Source organism: Serratia sp. PL7 (genome assembly GCF_945957435.1).
Map to the genome: position 1 here is coordinate 250,852 of NZ_CAMFLB010000008.1, position 18,077 is coordinate 268,928.

Consider the following 18,077-nt stretch of genomic DNA (forward strand, 5'->3'; position numbering starts at 1 on the left):
TAACTGTCACTGTTATCGTTACTCTACTCCATGCTCTACTTAGCGCAAGTTTTAATAAGCAAGCTTTCGCTTTCCTAAGAGGCCGATTATGAACAAATCAAGGAGGCTCCATGTTCGGACTTGATGCATTGGAGCTGGCACGGATCCAGTTCGCCTTCACCGTTTCCTTCCATATTATCTTCCCGGCGATCACCATCGGTATGGCCAGCTATCTGGCGGTGCTCGAAGGCCTATGGCTGAAAACCGGCAATCAGGCTTACCGAGACCTGTACCACTTCTGGTCCAAAATCTTCGCCGTCAACTTTGGCATGGGCGTGGTTTCCGGACTGGTGATGGCCTATCAGTTCGGCACCAACTGGAGCTTTTTCTCCGAATTTGCCGGCAGTATCACCGGCCCATTGCTGACTTATGAAGTACTGACCGCCTTCTTCCTCGAAGCCGGATTCCTGGGCGTGATGCTGTTTGGCTGGAATCGTGTTGGCCCCGGCCTGCACTTCTTCGCTACCTGTATGGTAGCACTCGGCACGCTGATCTCTACCTTCTGGATCCTGGCTTCCAACAGCTGGATGCAGACCCCGCAGGGGCACGAGATCATCAATGGAGTCGTCGTACCGGTTGACTGGTTCAAAGTGATCTTCAACCCGTCCTTCCCTTACCGCCTGCTGCATATGACCACTGCGGCATTCCTGTCGTCGGCCTTCTTTATCGGTGCCTCAGCGGCCTGGCACCTGCTGCGTGGCCGTGATACGCCAGCCATGCGCAAGATGCTGTCGATGGCCATGTGGATGGCACTGATCGTCGCCCCTATTCAGGCGGTGATCGGCGACGCACACGGTCTCAATACGCTGAAATATCAACCGGCCAAAATCGCCGCCATCGAAGGCCACTGGGAGAACCCGCCAGGAGAGGCCACGCCGTTGATCCTGTTCGGATGGCCGGATATGGAGCGTGAAGAAACCCGTTTCAAGGTGGAAATTCCTTACCTAGGCAGCCTAATCCTCACCCACAGCCTCACCGAGCAGGTTCCGGCGTTGAAATCCTTCGCACCGGAAGATCGCCCGAATTCCACCGTGGTGTTCTGGTCGTTCCGCATCATGGTGGCGCTGGGCATGCTGATGATCCTGGCTGGCGTGTGGAGCCTGTGGCTACGCTGGCGCGGCGGACTCTATCAGTCCAAACCCTTCCTGTACTTCATTCTGTGGATGGGGCCTTCAGGGCTGATTGCCTTGCTGGCGGGGTGGTTCACCACCGAGATTGGCCGCCAGCCGTGGGTCGTCTACGGGCTGCAACGCACCGCCGATGCCGTCTCTGCCCATGGCGACATCCATATGAGTGTGAGCCTGCTGGCCTTTATCGCCGTCTACTGCTCAGTGTTTGGCGTCGGTTATTCCTACATGATGCGCCTGATCCGCAAAGGCCCGCAGGCCCATGAAGGTGACGAGCCAAGCGGCCACGGCACACCGGCACGCCCGCTCTCAGCGGTACACGAAACTTTGGACGACAGGAGCTGAACATGGGTATCGATCTTCCGTTGATTTGGTTTGTGATCATCGTGTTCAGCACCATGATGTATGTGGTCATGGACGGCTTTGATCTGGGCATCGGCATTCTGTTCCCGTGGGTGAAAGACAGCCACGATCGCGACGTAATGATGAATACCGTGGCACCGGTATGGGACGGCAACGAAACCTGGCTGGTGCTTGGCGGGGCCGCCCTGTTTGGGGCTTTCCCACTGGCGTATGCGGTGATCCTGGATGCGTTGGCCATTCCCCTCACGCTAATGCTGTTTGGCCTGATCTTCCGCGGTGTGGCCTTTGAGTTCCGCTTCAAGGCCAAACCGGAGAAACGCCATATCTGGGACAAGGCGTTTATCGGCGGTTCAATCCTGGCCACCTTCTGCCAGGGCGTGGTCGTCGGGGCGATTATCGACGGCTTCCCGGTGGAAGGCCGCGCCTATGTTGGCGGCCCCTTCGACTGGTTCACTCCGTTCGCCCTGTTCTGCGGTTTGGGCCTGGTAGTGACCTATGCGTTACTCGGCTGCACCTGGTTGGTGATGAAGACTGCCGGAAGCTTGCAGGCCCGGATGCATCGTCTGACCACACCCCTGCTGGTTAGCCTGCTGCTAATCCTGCTGGCCGTCAGCGTCTGGACGCCAATCGCTCACCCTGAAATTGCGACCCGCTGGTTCAGTCTGCCGAACCTGTTCTGGCTGCTGCCGGTGCCGCTGCTGGTGTTGCTCAGCGCCTGGGGGATCTGGCACGGCGTACGCCACGATGCCCACTACTCGCCGTTCCTGCTGACGCTGTTGCTGGTATTTCTGGGGCTAAGCGGCCTGGGTATCAGCATCTGGCCGCTGCTGATCCCGCCGACTATCACCCTGTGGCAAGCCGCTGCACCGCTACAAAGTCTGGGCTTCATGCTGGTGGGCGCACTGTTTATTATTCCGATTATTTTGGTCTACACCTTCTGGAGCTACTACGTGTTCCGCGGCAAGGTGAGCCATGAGGATGGGTATCATTGATGAATAAGACGATGAATGAGAACACCGCCACTATTCCCTGGTGGAAACGCGTCGGCTGGTTGGTGATTATCTGGAGTGCCAGCGTTCTGGGGCTATTTTTGGTCGCTTCGCTATTCCGCCTGCTGATGACCGCCGCCGGAATGAAACCGGAATAACTTTACGGTTTCCCCATCATCCCCAAAAAACGCTGTTGCATCTGCAACAGCGTTTTCAGATCCAGGCACTGATAATCCAGCCCATGCTGAGCAGCGACTTCGGCAATAATCTTCGCCAGAGCCGGGTAATGCCGATGGCTCCAATGCGGGAACAGATGGTGGGTCAGGTGCAGGTTGGCGCCGCCCAGCCAGTAACCAACCCAGCGTGGCGTGGCCTGCCAGTCGAAGGTGGTGGAAAACAGATGTTGATACCAGCCATGCACCATCTTGCCCTGCTCGGGAACCTGATAGAAATTGGCTTTGGCCCAATGGGTACCGACAATCAACATCACAAACACCAACGACGACAGCATCTGGCTCAGCAGGTAAGTTAGCCAGATCGCCGTGGCACTGACCTCAGGCGGCATCAGCCATAGCGGGATTGCCAACGCCAACGTGAAGTGCGCCAGCTTGCTCAGCAAGAAAACGCCCCAGCCTTTGCTCCCCTGCAACATCATCTTGGGCGTCATGCGCGTTTTGCCAGCCCGATCCAACCAGTCAAACAGCCAGATGTAATACGGGAAAGTCAGTGCCGCCACTATCGGCCAGTAGTATTGCTGCAAACGCATAAAGGTTTTGCGCTGCTGGAACGGCGTTTGCCGCAGCACGCCGTTCGGCTCGATATCCGGATCGTAACCTTCGATATTGTTGTAGGCATGGTGGAAGATAACGTGACGCACCCGCCAACAGTCTGCATCCAGCCCCAACGGGATGCTCACAATAAAATTAAGCCAGTGGTTCAGCCGTGCCTGTTTGAAAAAGGCATTGTGTGAGGCGTCGTGCACCACGTTCACCGTCAACATCATGGCAGAGAAAATAAAGCCGACGTAGCAGCCGAAATAGGCCCAGGCATTTTGCTGTTGCAAACTGAGTGCATAAAAGCCCGCGCACACCAGGATCAGCAGCAACACTTTGGCGAACATCCCGCGGTCGGCAAAGCGGTGGTCGCCCCGCTCCGCCAGATAGGCCTGGCTGCCACGCATCAGCGCCAGATGAATGTCGCGGTTCTCACGTTGGAACGCCAAGGGCCGCAACGGCGTGGTGCCTGGCATTTTCATCGTGGCTGTTGCCCCATCGTACGTAGGAAGCGTTGCTGCTGTTGCAACAGTTCGCGATAGCCGATGCAGCGATAATCCATGGCATAGCGTGGCGCGAGTTCAGCCAAGATGGCGGCCAGCGCGGGATAATGGCGGTGATTCCAGCCGGGGAACAGATGATGGGTGAGATGATAATTCAGCCCACCTGTCAGATGGTGCAACCACTTTGGCGAGGTTTCCCAGTCGCAGGCGGTGGCAAAGTTATGCCGATACCAGCCCTGCGGCATTTGCCCCCCCTCTGGCACCGCGTAAAACTCGGCCTGCGCCCAGTGGGTACCCAACAGTAAGAACACCACCAGCAGCGAGGCCAGCATCTGGCTCAACAGATAAGCGATCAGCACCGTTTGCCAGCCGATACCGTGTTGCTGGCAAACCACTAACGGGATCACCAGCACCACCACTATGTGGCACAGTTTGCTGGCAATAAACACCGCCCAGCCCTTGCGCCCGGCCAGTACACCCTCGGTGGCCAACGGGGTTTTGCCCAACCGGTCTGACCAATCAAACACCAGCGCAATATAGGGCAGCGACAAGGCAGCAATCAGCGGCCAGTAAAGGTGCTGATAGCGCATGTGCGCCCGCCATTGCTGGAACGGCGTCTGGCGGAAAAAGCCGTTCTCTTCGGTGTCCAGATCGTAATGTTCGACATTGGCATACACATGGTGATAGCTGACGTGCCGTGTCCGCCAATAGTCCGGATCGACCCCCAGCGGGATCGTCACCAGACGCCCCGCCAGGCGATTCACCCAAGGAGTGCGGGCGAACGCGTTATGCGAAGCGTCATGATTGACGTTAACGTTCAGCAACATGCCCATCATGACAAAGGCAAAGTAACACAGCATAAACGCCAGCCCCTGCTGTTGCATCAGGCTGAGCAGGTAGAAACCCACGCACAACAACAGCAGGACGATAGCCTTGATCCAACGGGCCACATCGGCAAAGCGGTGATCGTCACGGCCGCTCAGATAAGCATGGGCCCGACGTTTCAGTTCACGATGAAACGCCTGTTCCCCATCCGCAGGGAAAGAGAGTGGCGGCAGAGAGTCAGCCATGGACCGCTTCCTTCTGGCGTCCCCAGCCAGCGGCGACAGCGCAGCCATGCACCGCAATGCCGCAAGTCATCAGCCACCAGTAAGGTTGGTGCCACCCCAGCGCCAACAGCAACAACAGTGGAGCGGCCAACGCCACCAATAACCAGGTCTTTACGCCCCAGCTACGGCCTTCGGCAATCCCCCCCAGCGCTACCGCGCCTACCGCCAACAGCATAAACAGTGCCGCCTGCTCGCCGGTCAGGCCGTTGTAGCCATATCCAAAGCGATACACATAACCCAGCACCAGGGCGAACAACAGCAACGCACCACTCACCATACACCACGCGGAGCTGCGGAAACGGGCGCTATTGGCCGAAGGTTTGTAAGGCAGCTTGAAGTAGCGCAAAAACGGCTGATTGCTGGCCCAGAACGGATTAACCGAAGATTTCTCCCCGCGTACGCCATAGGCGAAAGGCTCGGTTGGCAGCGACGGGCCAAAGGTGCCAAACAGCTTGTCCCAGAAGATAAAGCTGCCGCCAAAATTACGGTTGGAATAGGCCAGATCGTTGACGTGATGCACCCGATGGTGCGCCGGGGTAACAAAGATTTTTTCCAGCCAGCCCAGTTTTGGGGTCAGCGCATTATGGTTAAACAGCTGAATGCCGTAGTGCAGGATCGAAACGGTGATAAACACCGAAAGCGGCACACCGGCCAACGCCAGCAGCATAAAGAACGGGATCGACGTTAATGACGAATACCACGAGTTACGCACGCCCAACGAAAGGTTGAAATGCTCGCCCTGGTGATGCACCACATGCACCGCCCACAACAGGCGGAAACGGTGATGCAGGCGGTGTAACCAGTAAAAACCAAAGTCCCACGCCAGCAAGGCAAACAGCCACACCAGCGCAACCGGCCAGCTATCGACCAGGCCCAGGCTGTAATGGGTCGCCACATAGCCATAGCAGAAGATCTCCAGCCCCCGGAACAGCCACAGCATGATATGCCCGGAGTTGAGGTTGAAGATCACATCGTGCCAATCAACGCTGCCCCGATTGCGCTTTTGCAGCCACAGGGCTTCGCCCAGCACCACGCACAGCATAAAGACTATCGGTATTACCAGATCGGTCATGGTCGTTCTCCCTGACGAAAATCACTGACAATCCATCGAACATGTTGGCAGGCATAGCCGACGGCCATGGCCAACACCGCTCCACTGAGCAAATCCACCAGCAGGTGTCGGCGCAGTTGCAGGATAGAGAAGGCAATCGCCAATCCCCAAAGCGACAACAGCACGCTGCGCCATTTTTTCCGACTGTCCGCCACGGCCCACACGGCCAGGGCCGTCAAGGCTATATGCAACGAGGGTAAACAGTTTTGTTTTGAATCAATCCCGATCAATGCCGCCAGCATGGTGGAGCTGAGTGACCCCCCCTGATCGACCGGGTAGTCCATCGTCGTCGGCCACAGCAGATAGATGGCCCCCGCAACAATAGCGGCAAGCTGCATCGAGCTTCTAAGCCATTTGATCCGGCTCAGCGGGCACAGCAGATAGCACAGCGGAACGATCAGGAAAAAAGACAGGTATAGCCAGATAGCATGCGGGCTAAAGGGAATTGCGCGATCCAGCCAACTCGGCGTCAGCTGATAACCCGCTCCTTGCCATCGGTCAGTGCTGTTATAAATCAGGCCAACAAAGCCCCAGCCCAGCAGCATTTGCCATAGGCGATAGATCACCTCTTTCATGATGCCTCCGGCAAACGCACGATGCGACGGCGTTTGGCATCGAACTGCGGCATGATGCTCTGTGCGGTCAGTTGCCACTCCAGTTGCTGCACCGCGATACCTTGCTGGGTAAACAGCACCATCAGGTGCTGCTGACAATGTTCCAGCTCGGCAGGGCTACAGTCGGCCATCAGATGCAGCCGCTGGCTAGACAACTGGGTCAGGCGATAATCGGCCACGGCGGGTAACGCGTTGGCAATCACACGGCGGCATAGATCGGCAAAGACTCGCTGCGCTGTGCCCTGCAATCCTGGCAGTAAGAGTTGATCGTCACAGCGCCCTTCAATCCGATCCAACGCCATGCTGGCCTGGCCGCATGGGCAAGGCTCCGCACGCCGCACCAGAATATCATCCAGCCGATAACGCACGATCGGCTGCGTACGGCGCGTAAAATCGGTGATCAGTGGGGTAAAGTGCTGCTCATCGATCCACTGTGGCTCCACGTGAATAAACTCTTCGTTCAGATGCAAGGTGCCGTGGCTACAGGTAGCAGCCAGAAAACCTTCGGTGGCCTGATAGACTTCGCCTACGTCGGCAAATACCCGCTTTAGCAATTGGCGATCCTGCGGCTCCAGCACCTCAGCCACTGAGATCACTTTCTTCACTCGCAATTGGAGTTCACCCCGCTCGACCGCATTAGCCAACGCGCACAATACCTGCGCAGGTGCGACCACGATGGTGGGTTGCTCCCGTTCAATCTGCGGTAAGTGCTCGGCAAAGGGAGCAAACAGATCGTAAAACGTCAGGCTCAACCAGCGGTTGTTGACGCTGTGATACAGATTGTTATCCGCACGTAGAAACAGCGCGACCCGCTCACCGGCAAACACCCCTTGCGGCAACATTTTGGCCAGCATGCCGCCAGCCCAGATCTGCTGTTCCTGCGGGCTGACCACAAACACGCCGCGTCGCCCGGAGGTACCGGTCGATAAACCTACGCTGTATTTGCCCACTTTGGGGGTGAAGTCACGATCGGTTTCGCTGCGCCGGGCACAGGCCAATAGCGCCTCCAGTTGCAGCCCAGCGGTATTCATCCGATCAAAATGCGTCATCATGATCGCTTTGTCCATTTCTGGCCATTCGCTCACGGGTAACAGACAGTATGGCCGGAAATAGGGGCTATGCGCCAATACCCGGCGGGCAAAGCGTTTTAACTGACGCGCCTGGTAAGCCTCCAGTTCTGCCCGTTCGGTGAAATGCAGTTTGCGCGCTCGCAGGTAGTGCCACAGCGTCATCAGCGGGATCATAAATCCCCCTCATGGCACAACAGGATCTCTGCCGCGCCGCCGTGATGCAGTTGGTTGAGCGCTTCAAGGGTTTGGTAGTAGCTACGCGGATTATCCATGATCAGGTTCGCCAGCCGCGAAGGGCCTCGCAGTTGCTGGTAGTTCAGCGGCGACCAGGCGGCATCGCTTGCCAGCAGCGTCCAGCCCGCATCGGTTTGGACAAAGGCACCAAGATGGCCCGCAGCATGGCCCGGCAGAGGCACAATGAGGATTTGCCCTTCGCTGCCTGGTAGTGCATACCCCTGCTGGAACGGTGCCAGTTCGGCTGGCAGACTCTGTAGCGGGAATGACTCCACAAACTGCAATGCGGATTCAAACTCCTCGGGGATCAACCCCGGTATAAACGCCCGCTTCAGGGCGGCAAAGCCGCGCAGCTCACGAGTTTGCTGCCAGCCCTCACCAGAACAAATCATGTTGAGACGGCTGAAATCACGCAGGCCAGCGATATGGTCAGCATGAAAATGGGAAATAATTACCGCCTCAATATCACCCACGCCTACACCCCGGCTACGCAACTGCTCAAACAGCGCCTGCTGTGGGCTGAAATAGACCGGGGTAATCTGGCTATACAACCGGAAAATACCGCTGGCGGTGTACTGTTGGAAATAGCTGGCATAACCGGTATCCCATAGCCAGCGACGCTCGCCCACCTCCAGCAGGTAGGCACGAGAAGGGAATTTGCAGCTACGCATCGGCGAGCCACGCAGTGCCATGCAGCCAAGGTGGGTGCAATAACCGATTTCAAAGGTGGTGATATTAGCCATGCGCCGCCATCCCCTGCTGTTTCATCCATTGCCCGGTCAGCTCTATCCCCTGCTCCAGGCTATAACGAGGCCGGTAGCCCAGTTCTTCAATCGCGCGGCTGTTATCCAGCGTCATATCAAAATAGGCGGCCGCCGCGCTGTAGCGCGTCAGCATCGGCTCTTTGCCGGTGAAATGGGCTATCAATTCCATCCCCCCTGCCACCGCCCACAACAGCCGGTAAGGCAATGCCTGCACCCTATATTGCCAGCCTAGCTGTTGGGCCAGCAGTTGGTGCAGCATATCCTCCAGCCGCTGCGGCTGTTGGTTGGTGATGTTATAAATGCCGCCGGAAGGCAAGTTCGCCCGGTTGCTGGCCAGATCCATCGCATGCACTACGTTGAGCACAAAGGTCAGATCCAGATAGGCTTTACCGCCACCGGGCAGACGCAGAGCACCTTTATCACGCTGCATCTGGGCCAGGATCCTGGGTACGATCACTCGGTCATGCGGGCCAAACAGGCCACGCGGACGCAGGATCAGGTAGGTGGTTTGCGGATAGCGATGCAGCAGCGCGTTAATGCTCTGTTCGGCAGCATACTTGCTGGCAGCATAATGATTGGCAAACCGCCGGGCCGGTTCACCTTCGGTAATGTTGTGATGATGCCTGAAATCAAAATAGATCGCCGGCGTCGAGATATGGATAAAGCGTTTCACCCCGCAGCGCCCGGCGGCTTTGGCGAGCTTTTCCGTGACGTAGGTGTTGGCCTGGAAAAACGCCTTGCGATCGCCCCATGGGGAAGATTTGGCGGCACAATGCCAGACGATGTCATAACCCCTCATCAGTTGTTCGCACTGTTCCATCCCGGCGCGGGTCAGATCCAACGGAGTAAACTTTGCCCCCAGTACCACCAACTCACGGCCAACGGCCTCATCACGCCCGGTAGCATGCACCTGATGCCCGGCAGCCAACAACCACTCGGCCGCATTGCGCCCTAACCCACTGGTCGCCCCGGTTACCAAGACTTTCATGGCAGCAGAACCATGCCGCCCAGGGTCAGCCCGGCAGCGGTACCGATCAACATTACCGGCTGATTGGCCTTCAGCCTGTCGGTGATCGCCGCCTCGTGCAGCGCGGAAGGAATTGACGCCGCCACCTGGTTGCCCCGGTAACGATAGATATCCACCAACGCCTCTGGCGCTACATTCAGCCTTTTGCGCATATGCTCCAGCGAGAGATGGCTGGCCTGGTGCGGGACCACGGTGGCAATTTGTGGCAAGGTGAGCCCTGCGGCGCTCAGCAAGCGCTCAAGGTAGCCTTCTATCAGCGCAGAAGCCTGGCGGAACAGTTGCTTGCCCTTCATATGGAACAGAAAATCGCTGTCGTTCATCCCGGCGCGCGGGTTACGGCGTGTGCCACCGGCGCGGATTTCACACAGATCGCTGCCTTCCGGATAGGTTTCCATCAGGTAGGACAAAATTCCGCTGCGCCCATCGCCGCGTTCCACAATGGCACAGGCGGCACCATCGCCAAAAATCAGTGAGGACTCTTCATCTTCCCAGTCGATACCGCGCGAGGCGATATCGGCGGAGACAATGGCAATTCGCCGGTAAACGCCTGTGTTGAGAAGCCCAGCCGCCACCTGCAATGCGCTAATAAAGCTGACGCAGCTGGTATTGATATCAAAACCTGCGGTACCTGAGGGTAAGCCAGCGATTTTAAGAATATGCGCGGCACTAAAGGGTAATGCCTGTACGGAAATAGCCGAGGCCGAGATCAACAGATCGATGGAGTCACGCGGGATAGCATGGCGAGCCAGCGCATCATCCAATGCGGCGACGGCCAGTTCGGCCTGGCTGGCCTGATTGCTGGCATGAAAGCGATGAATAATCCCCGAGCGTTTTTCTACATAGCCGACGGGTTTGTTCAATTGCCGATCCAACGCCGAAGATTCGATGCAGCCGGGAGGCAACGCCGCACCGGTCGCGATGATTTTCAGCGGCAGGACGGGGTGGGACAGGTTATCAATGGTCATAGGTGTTCAGTCTGCTTATCCCTAACTCGTTTGGCTTAGCATCCAGCGTAATTAATCAAACCATTTACGCTCTTTTGATCTAGCCCTTATTTAACATCAGCATAATGAAAATCCTAACAGGAAATTTTACTGATTGATTCCGTTCGCTTAACTAACCTGGTAAACCATGCCGTTAACCTAATGGCACAGCCTAGATCAACGCCGAAAAGAGATCTATAAGAATAAGCTGTTTGACCTGGTTCGGGGAGGCTAAGGCAGGCCAAAATCAAAGACTGAGTCAACGATAAAAGGGTGTTGGTTAAGCAGCAATACGAGGGAAATAAAATAGCGGCAACGTCCAAAGACCTTGCCGCTGGATAACGTGGGGAATTAACGGCGGTTACGTACCAACTGGTAGCGGCGAGTCAGATATTCCACCGGCACGCTCCAGATATGCACCAGGCGGCAGAACGGGAATATCAGGAACAGGGTCATGCCGAGCACGATATGGATCTTGAATATCAGTGCAACCCCTTCCAAATGTTGAGCTGCACCGCCATGGAAGGTCACCACCGCTTGCGCCCAGGCGACCAACTTCAGCATCTCGCTACCGTCCATGTGTTGAGCAGAGAACGGAATGGTCAACAGCCCCAGACACACCTGCACGACCAGCAACGTCAGGATCAGGATATCCCCCACGCTACTGGTGGCGCGGATACGTGGGTTGGTCAAACGGCGCTTTAATAACAGCACACCGCCCACCAACATCATCACGCCACAGGCCCCACCGGCAAACATCGCCATTTTCTGTTTCACGGCGATCGGCAGGAAAGATTCATACATCCAGTGCGGCGTCAGCATACCGAGGAAGTGCCCGGCAAAAATGCCCAGAATGCCGATATGGAACAGGTTAGAGGCCAGCCGCATGCCCTTTTTATCCAGCATCTGGCTGGAGCCAGCACGCCAGGTGTATTGCCCGTAGTCGTAACGCAGCCAACTACCGATCAGGAAGATCGCTCCGGCGATATACGGATAGATATCGAAGAAGAAAAGCGTCAGAAAGTGCATGATTAGCGTCCTTTGGTTGCCGTGGTCATTGAACCCACATCCAGATACTGTGGCGCCACCGCCCCAGCAAAGCGCCGCTGGTGGGTGGCCTGCTGCGCCGAAGCACAGCCTTGCTCACCCAAAAACTTGATCTGTTCTTCTTCCCAGACGGCATCCAGAGCCTGTGGCGTGTCGTCACGTGTTTCACCGGCAACTTGTGGCTGCAAACTTTTGGCTGCAACGCCACTAGCAGACAACACCAGCAGCAGATCGAACAGTACCGCATACGGGCTTTGACGCTGTTGCAAGCGAGCACCCAGCAGGGCCAGGATGGGGGCGATATCCTGCAATCCGCCCTGAGCTTCCTCTTTGTTGCGGCTAGCCAGATACTCCAGATACAGCGGCAAGAAGTCCGGCAGTTCGCGGCTGTCGATCTCCAGCCCGGCTTCGCGGTATTGCGCCATCAGATCGACCATAGCCTGGCCGCGATCGCGGGATTCACCGTGAACATGCTCAAACAACAACAGTGAAGTCGCACGGCCACGATCGAACAGCTCGCAATACTCCGCCTGCACATCCAGCAACGGACGGGCACAGAAGCGGCGGATAAACAGAATCAACTGGGCGCTGTGATGCAAGTCCAGTTCACAGGCCGGTTCCAGGGCTTCCACCAGCTCTTGCTGATGGTCAAACAATTCCTGCTCAGGATAATCCAGCAGGCGGGCAATAATTCGCAGAGCGATCATGAGGCATCCTCCTTGCGCGGGGTTTTCTGCGTCACGTCGATGGCATCGATGCGGCGGCTGTTGAACAGGTTGAATTTGCTGTCACTGCCGTGGCAACCGTCGCCAAAGCTGAAGCCACAGCCTTTGCTTTCCGGGAAGGCTTCGCGCGCCAATTCACGGTGGCTGGAAGGCACGACGAAACGGTCTTCGTAGTTAGCGATCGCCAGATAGCGATACATCTCTTGCGCCTGCGCTTCTGTCAGTCCCACCTGCTCAAGCGCACTGGTGTCCACCACGCCGTCCACGGTTTCTGCCCGCTTGTAGTGGCGCATCGCCAACATCCGTTTTAGCGCCAACAGCACCGGAGCGGTATCCCCGGCGGTCAACAGATTCGCCAGATATTGCACCGGGATGCGCAGGCTTTCGACATCAGGCAGTACGCCGCTGTGGGCCAACTCACCGGCATCCGCAGCCGACTGGATCGGAGACAACGGCGGTACATACCACACCATCGGCAAAGTGCGATATTCCGGGTGCAGCGGCAGCGCCAGCTTCCAGTCCATCGCCATCTTGTAAACCGGCGACTGCTGTGCAGCCTCAATCACGCCTTGCGGGATACCGTCTTTCAACGCTTGCTCAATCACCGCCGGATCGTGCGGATCGAGGAAGATATCCATTTGGCTCTGATACAGGTCTTTATCGTTCTCTGTCGCGGCCGCTTGTTCAATGCGGTCGGCATCGTACAGCAGCACGCCGAGATAGCGGATACGCCCCACGCAGGTTTCCGAACAAACGGTCGGCTGGCCAGCCTCAATCCTTGGGTAGCAGAAGATGCACTTCTCGGATTTGCCGCTTTTCCAGTTGAAGTAGATTTTCTTGTACGGGCAGCCGGTCAGGCACATCCGCCAGCCGCGGCATTTATCCTGATCGATCAGCACAATGCCGTCTTCGCCGCGTTTATAGATCGCACCGCTCGGACAAGTCGCCACACAGGCCGGGTTCAGGCAGTGCTCGCACAGGCGTGGCAGATACATCATGAAGGTGTTTTCGAACTGGCCGTACATCGCCTTCTGCATGTTGTCGAAGTTTTTGTCTTTGGCACGTTTGTCGAACTCACCGCCGAGGATCTCTTCCCAGTTTGGGCCGCTTTCGATCTTGTTCATTCGCTGGCCGGTGATCAGCGAGCGCGGACGGGCGATCGGCTGATGCTTGCCCTGCGGGGCGGTATGCAGGTTCTGGTAGTCGTAATCGAACGGCTCGTAATAATCGTCCAGCGCGGGAACATCCGGGTTGGCAAAGATCTTCGACAGCAGGCCAATGCGGTTACCCATGCGCGGCTCCAGCTTGCCGTTGATTTTGCGTATCCAGCCACCCTTCCATTTGTCCTGATCTTCCCAGGCGTTGGGATAGCCGATGCCCGGCTTGCTTTCCACGTTGTTGAACCAGGCATATTCCATGCCTTCGCGGCTGGTCCAGACGTTCTTACAGGTCACCGAACAGGTATGGCAACCTATGCACTTGTCCAGGTTGAGTACCATGCCAACTTGCGAACGAATTTTCATTTGGCTTTCTCCTGCTGGCTGCCCTGCGCGTAGTCGTTACCTTCGCCGTCTAACCAGTCGATATGGTCCATTTTGCGCACCACCACAAACTCATCGCGATTCGAGCCTACGGTGCCGTAGTAGTTAAAACCGTAGGCCAGCTGCGCATAGCCGCCGATCATATGGGTCGGTTTAGGACACACGCGGGTCACCGAGTTGTGGATCCCGCCGCGCTGGCTGGTGATTTCCGAGCCTGGAATGTTCACGATACGTTCCTGCGCGTGATACATCATGGTCATCCCCGACGGAATACGCTGGCTGACCACCGCACGGGCGGTGAGCGCTCCGTTGGCGTTGAAGGCCTCGATCCAGTCGTTATCTTCAATGCCTAGGTCTTTGGCATCGTCCTCACTCAGCCAGACGATTGGCCCGCCGCGTGACAGGGTCAGCATCAGCAGGTTGTCGCTGTAGGTGGAGTGGATGCCCCACTTCTGGTGCGGCGTCAGGAAGTTCAGTGCCTTCTCTTTGTTACCGTTTGGCTTTTTATTCAGCAACGGCTGCGCGGCACGGGTGTCGATCGGCGGGCGATAGACCAGCAGGCTTTCCCCGAAGGCACGCATCCACTCGTGATCCTGATAAAGCTGCTGGCGGCCACTCAGGGTGCGCCATGGGATCAGCTCATGCACGTTGGTGTAGCAGGCGTTGTAAGAGACGTGTTCATCCTCCAGACCAGACCAGGTCGGGCTGGAGATGATCTTGCGCGGCTGGGCCTGAATATCGCGGAAACGGATCTTTTCGTCTTCCTTGTTCAGCGCCAGATGGGTGTGATCGCGCCCGGTGATGTTGCTCAGTGCCTGCCAGGCTTTCACCGCCACCTGCCCATTGGTTTCCGGTGCCAGCGAGAGGATCACTTCCGCCGCATCGATAGCACTTTCGATCTTAGGCCGCCCAACTGCCGGGCCTTCGGTCTTCACGTAGTTGAGCTTTTTCAGGAAGTCGACTTCGGTCTGGGTGTTCCAACTGATGCCCTTCCCCCCGTTGCCAAGCTTGTCCAGCAGCGGACCGAGCGAGGTAAAGCGCTCGTAGGTCGCGGGATAATCGCGTTCGACCACCATGATGTGTGGCGCGGTTTTACCTGGGATCAGCTCGCACTCGCCTTTCTTCCAGTCTTTCACGCCGTAGGGCTGCGCCAGTTCGGCGGCGGAGTCATGCTGGATCGGCAGCGTAACAATGTCGGTTTCCTGGCCCAGATGGCCAACGCACACCTCGGAGAACGCTTTGGCGATACCCTTGTAGATCTCCCAGTCGCTCTTGGAATCCCAGGCAGGATCGACAGCCGCAGACAACGGATGAATAAACGGATGCATGTCCGAGGTATTCATATCGTCTTTCTCGTACCAGGTGGCGGTAGGCAGCACGATGTCGGAATACAGGCAGGTGCTGGACATGCGGAAATCAAGCGTCACGACCAGATCCAACTTGCCTTCGCCGCCGTTATCCAACCACTCGACTTCCTGTGGTTTTACGCCGCCCTGCTGGCCCAAATCCTGGCCCTGGATGCCATTCTCGGTCCCCAGCAGGTATTTGAGCATGTATTCATGCCCCTTGCCGGAGGAGCCCAGCAGGTTGGAGCGCCAGACGAACAGGTTACGCGGGAAGTTCTGCGGGTTATCCGGCTGTTCGGCAGCAAAGCGAACGCTGCCCTGTTTCAGGCTCTCCACGGTGAAATCCAGCGGCGTCTGACCCGCCGCTTTGGCCTGAGCGGCCAGATGTAACGGGTTGGTGTCCAGTTGCGGTGCCGATGGCAGCCACCCCATGCGCTCGGCACGCACGTTTAAATCGACCAGGCTGCCAGCAAACTGACTCTTGTCCGCCATCGGTGACAACAGCTCTTCGGTGCCGACCGTTTCGTAACGCCATTGGCTGGAGTGGTTGTAGAAGAACGAGGTGCTGTTCATATGGCGAGCCGGCCGTTGCCAATCCAGGCCAAAGGCCAGCGGCATCCAACCGGTTTGTGGGCGCAGCTTTTCCTGACCGACATAGTGCGCCCAGCCGCCGCCGCTTTGGCCAACGCAACCGCAGAAGATCAACATGTTGATCAGCCCGCGATAGGTCATGTCCATGTGATACCAGTGGTTGACACCGGCACCAACGATAATCATCGAGCGGCCGTGGGTTTTCTCGGCGTTTTCGGCAAACTCCCGCGCAATGCGGATGATGTTATGGCGTGAGACGCCGGTGATCTGTTCTGCCCAGGCTGGTGTATAGGCTTTGACTTCATCATAACCGTTGGCGCAGTTGGCATCATTCAGGCCACGATCCAGGCCGTAGTTAGCCAGCGTCAGGTCGTAGACGCTGGTCACCAATGCCTGGCTGCCGTCCGCCAGTTGCAGGCGTTTTACCGGCAATTTGTGCAGCAGGATGTCGTCCAACGCCACGCTGTTGAAATGCTCACTCTCGGCACCGCCAAAGTATGGGAAGCCAACGTCAACCACCTCATCATGGCTGCCTAGCAGGCTGAGTTGCAGCTCCACATCCTGCTGGGCTTTACCTTCACGCTGTTCCAGGTTCCATTTGCCCTTCTCACCCCAACGGAAACCGATAGAGCCCTGCGGCGCTACCAGTTCACCGCTGGTCTGATCCAGCGCGACGGTTTTCCACTCGGGGTTGTTTTCCTGGCCAAGGCCATCCACCAGGTCGGCGGCGCGCAGCAGGCGGCCAGCGGCGTAATAACCTTCGGTACGCGGCTCCAGCAACACCAGCATCGGCATATCGGTGTAGCGGCGTACATAGTCGCGGAAATAACCAACTTCACGATCCAGATGGAACTCTTTGAGCATCACGTGGCCCATCGCCAGCGCCATGGCGCTATCGGTACCCTGTTTCGGGTTCAGCCACTGGTCGCATAGCTTGGCCACTTCCGCGTAATCTGGCGTCACTGCGACGGTTTTGGTGCCCTTGTAGCGAACCTCGGTGAAGAAGTGGGCATCCGGGGTGCGCGTTTGCGGCACGTTGGAGCCCCAGGCAATGATATACGAGGAGTTGTACCAGTCGGCGGATTCCGGCACGTCGGTCTGCTCGCCCCAGGTCATCGGCGAGGCCGGTGGCAAATCGCAGTACCAGTCGTAGAAGCTCAAGCAGGTGCCACCAATCAGCGATAGGTAACGAGCCCCCGCCGCGTAAGACACCATCGACATCGCCGGGATCGGCGAGAAGCCGATAATACGATCCGGGCCAAAGGTCTTGGCGGTATAGACGTTAGAGGCAGCGATCAATTCATTGACTTCCTGCCAGCTGGAGCGGACAAAACCACCGCGGCCACGAGCCACTTTGTAGCTTTTGGCTTTTTCCGGATCGGAAACGATCGAACCCCAGGCATCAACCGGATCGCTATGCAAGGCTTTAGCCTCGCGCCATAGTTTGATGAGGCGTTTGCGCATCAGCGGATATTTCAGGCGGTTGGCGCTGTAGAGATACCAGGAATAGCTGGCACCGCGTGGGCAGCCACGGGGCTCATGGTTGGGCAAATCTGGACGGGTGCGTGGGTAATCGGTCTGCTGGGTTTCCCAGGTGACCAGGCCGTTTTTCACATAAATTTTCCAGCTACAGGAGCCGGTGCAGTTAACACCATGGGTGGAGCGCACCACTTTGTCGTGCTGCCAGCGGCTGCGGTAACCGTCTTCCCAATCGCGGTTGGTGTTTAGCGTTTGGCCATGACCGCCAGAGAAAGGTTCGGCCAACTGCTTGAAGTAGCGGAACCGATCTAGAAATTTGCTCATCCGGAGTTCTCCTGAAGGCTCGTTACACTCGAATTTCAAGCTGCAGCTTGAAAGACGACGGGTATGTTGTTGTAAGAAATTGCCAAGTGACATTGCTCAATCTGCGGCCAAGGCTACTGATGCTCTGCCGGGCGTAACTTGATTGCGATCAAGGGAATCAGTGAGGGAAAACGTGAGGAAAGGTGGAAATACCACTAAAGGATGATCGTTAAAAATAACGCTATCTAACTGTAATAAAACAATAATAATAGATTTACAGGGATAAGCGCCTGGCGAACCTCCTAAAACGGAAATTTGGGGGTAGTGGTGGTAAAACGA

15 protein-coding genes are annotated in these 18,077 nt (G+C 57.0%); 3 read left to right on the plus strand and 12 right to left on the minus strand.

Features of this window, described 5'->3' with window-relative positions; translation table 11 throughout:
* Window positions 1-110: 110 nt before the first annotated feature.
* Genes N6G83_RS28875 through N6G83_RS28885 form a run of 3 tightly spaced genes read left to right on the plus strand, consistent with a single transcriptional unit; the run spans window position 111 to window position 2,676 of the window.
* Window positions 111-1,511, plus strand: coding sequence for a cytochrome ubiquinol oxidase subunit I (locus N6G83_RS28875; protein ID WP_059201082.1), 1,401 nt, complete (start codon window positions 111-113; stop codon window positions 1,509-1,511).
* Window positions 1,512-1,513: 2 nt separating this feature from the next.
* On the plus strand, window positions 1,514-2,521 hold the full coding sequence (gene cydB / locus N6G83_RS28880) for a cytochrome d ubiquinol oxidase subunit II (protein ID WP_098930740.1): 1,008 nt from the start codon (window positions 1,514-1,516) through the stop codon (window positions 2,519-2,521).
* Between the two features lie 11 nt (window positions 2,522-2,532).
* Window positions 2,533-2,676 carry a DUF2474 domain-containing protein gene (locus tag N6G83_RS28885; RefSeq protein WP_074028769.1) on the plus strand — a complete coding sequence of 48 codons (144 nt, stop codon included), beginning with the start codon at window positions 2,533-2,535 and terminating at the stop codon, window positions 2,674-2,676.
* A gap of 2 nt (window positions 2,677-2,678) precedes the next feature.
* Here N6G83_RS28885 and N6G83_RS28890 read toward each other — a convergent pair whose 3' ends face one another.
* From N6G83_RS28890 to N6G83_RS28945, 12 genes are all read right to left on the minus strand, one after another.
* Window positions 2,679-3,767 carry an acyl-CoA desaturase gene (locus N6G83_RS28890; RefSeq protein WP_211134394.1) on the minus strand — a complete coding sequence of 363 codons (1,089 nt, stop codon included), beginning with the start codon at window positions 3,765-3,767 and terminating at the stop codon, window positions 2,679-2,681.
* Between the two features lie 2 nt (window positions 3,768-3,769).
* Window positions 3,770-4,864 carry a fatty acid desaturase family protein gene (locus tag N6G83_RS28895; protein WP_024529748.1) on the minus strand — a complete coding sequence of 365 codons (1,095 nt, stop codon included), beginning with the start codon at window positions 4,862-4,864 and terminating at the stop codon, window positions 3,770-3,772.
* Entirely contained in the window at window positions 4,857-5,975 is a 1,119-nt protein-coding gene (locus N6G83_RS28900) for a sterol desaturase family protein (RefSeq protein WP_211134387.1), read from the minus strand. Before N6G83_RS28900 ends, N6G83_RS28895 begins: the two co-directional genes overlap by 8 nt.
* Window positions 5,972-6,589, minus strand: a complete 618-nt coding sequence (locus tag N6G83_RS28905; RefSeq protein WP_024529750.1) for a phosphatase PAP2 family protein — start codon at window positions 6,587-6,589, stop codon at window positions 5,972-5,974. Before N6G83_RS28905 ends, N6G83_RS28900 begins: the two co-directional genes overlap by 4 nt.
* Window positions 6,586-7,872 carry a F390 synthetase-related protein gene (locus N6G83_RS28910; RefSeq protein ID WP_211134386.1) on the minus strand — a complete coding sequence of 429 codons (1,287 nt, stop codon included), beginning with the start codon at window positions 7,870-7,872 and terminating at the stop codon, window positions 6,586-6,588. Before N6G83_RS28910 ends, N6G83_RS28905 begins: the two co-directional genes overlap by 4 nt.
* Window positions 7,869-8,675: an MBL fold metallo-hydrolase gene (locus N6G83_RS28915; RefSeq protein WP_211134385.1), complete on the minus strand. Its 807-nt coding sequence runs from the start codon at window positions 8,673-8,675 to the stop codon at window positions 7,869-7,871. The genes N6G83_RS28910 and N6G83_RS28915 overlap by 4 nt, the downstream gene beginning before the upstream one ends.
* Complete coding sequence (locus tag N6G83_RS28920; RefSeq protein ID WP_211134384.1) at window positions 8,668-9,684, minus strand: NAD(P)-dependent oxidoreductase; 1,017 nt, start codon at window positions 9,682-9,684, stop codon at window positions 8,668-8,670. Before N6G83_RS28920 ends, N6G83_RS28915 begins: the two co-directional genes overlap by 8 nt.
* Window positions 9,681-10,688, minus strand: coding sequence for a 3-oxoacyl-[acyl-carrier-protein] synthase III C-terminal domain-containing protein (locus N6G83_RS28925; protein ID WP_211134383.1), 1,008 nt, complete (start codon window positions 10,686-10,688; stop codon window positions 9,681-9,683). The genes N6G83_RS28920 and N6G83_RS28925 overlap by 4 nt, the downstream gene beginning before the upstream one ends.
* Before the next feature lie 369 nt (window positions 10,689-11,057).
* Window positions 11,058-11,735: a respiratory nitrate reductase subunit gamma gene (narI, locus tag N6G83_RS28930; RefSeq protein ID WP_024485415.1), complete on the minus strand. Its 678-nt coding sequence runs from the start codon at window positions 11,733-11,735 to the stop codon at window positions 11,058-11,060.
* Between the two features lie 2 nt (window positions 11,736-11,737).
* On the minus strand, window positions 11,738-12,460 hold the full coding sequence (gene narJ / locus N6G83_RS28935; protein ID WP_074028554.1) for a nitrate reductase molybdenum cofactor assembly chaperone: 723 nt from the start codon (window positions 12,458-12,460) through the stop codon (window positions 11,738-11,740).
* Window positions 12,457-14,001 (minus strand): nitrate reductase subunit beta, encoded by a 1,545-nt coding sequence (narH, locus tag N6G83_RS28940; protein ID WP_065684240.1) that lies wholly within the window; start codon window positions 13,999-14,001, stop codon window positions 12,457-12,459. The genes narJ and narH overlap by 4 nt, the downstream gene beginning before the upstream one ends.
* Entirely contained in the window at window positions 13,998-17,759 is a 3,762-nt protein-coding gene (locus N6G83_RS28945) for a nitrate reductase subunit alpha (protein ID WP_211134382.1), read from the minus strand. Before N6G83_RS28945 ends, narH begins: the two co-directional genes overlap by 4 nt.
* Window positions 17,760-18,077 lie beyond the last annotated feature (318 nt).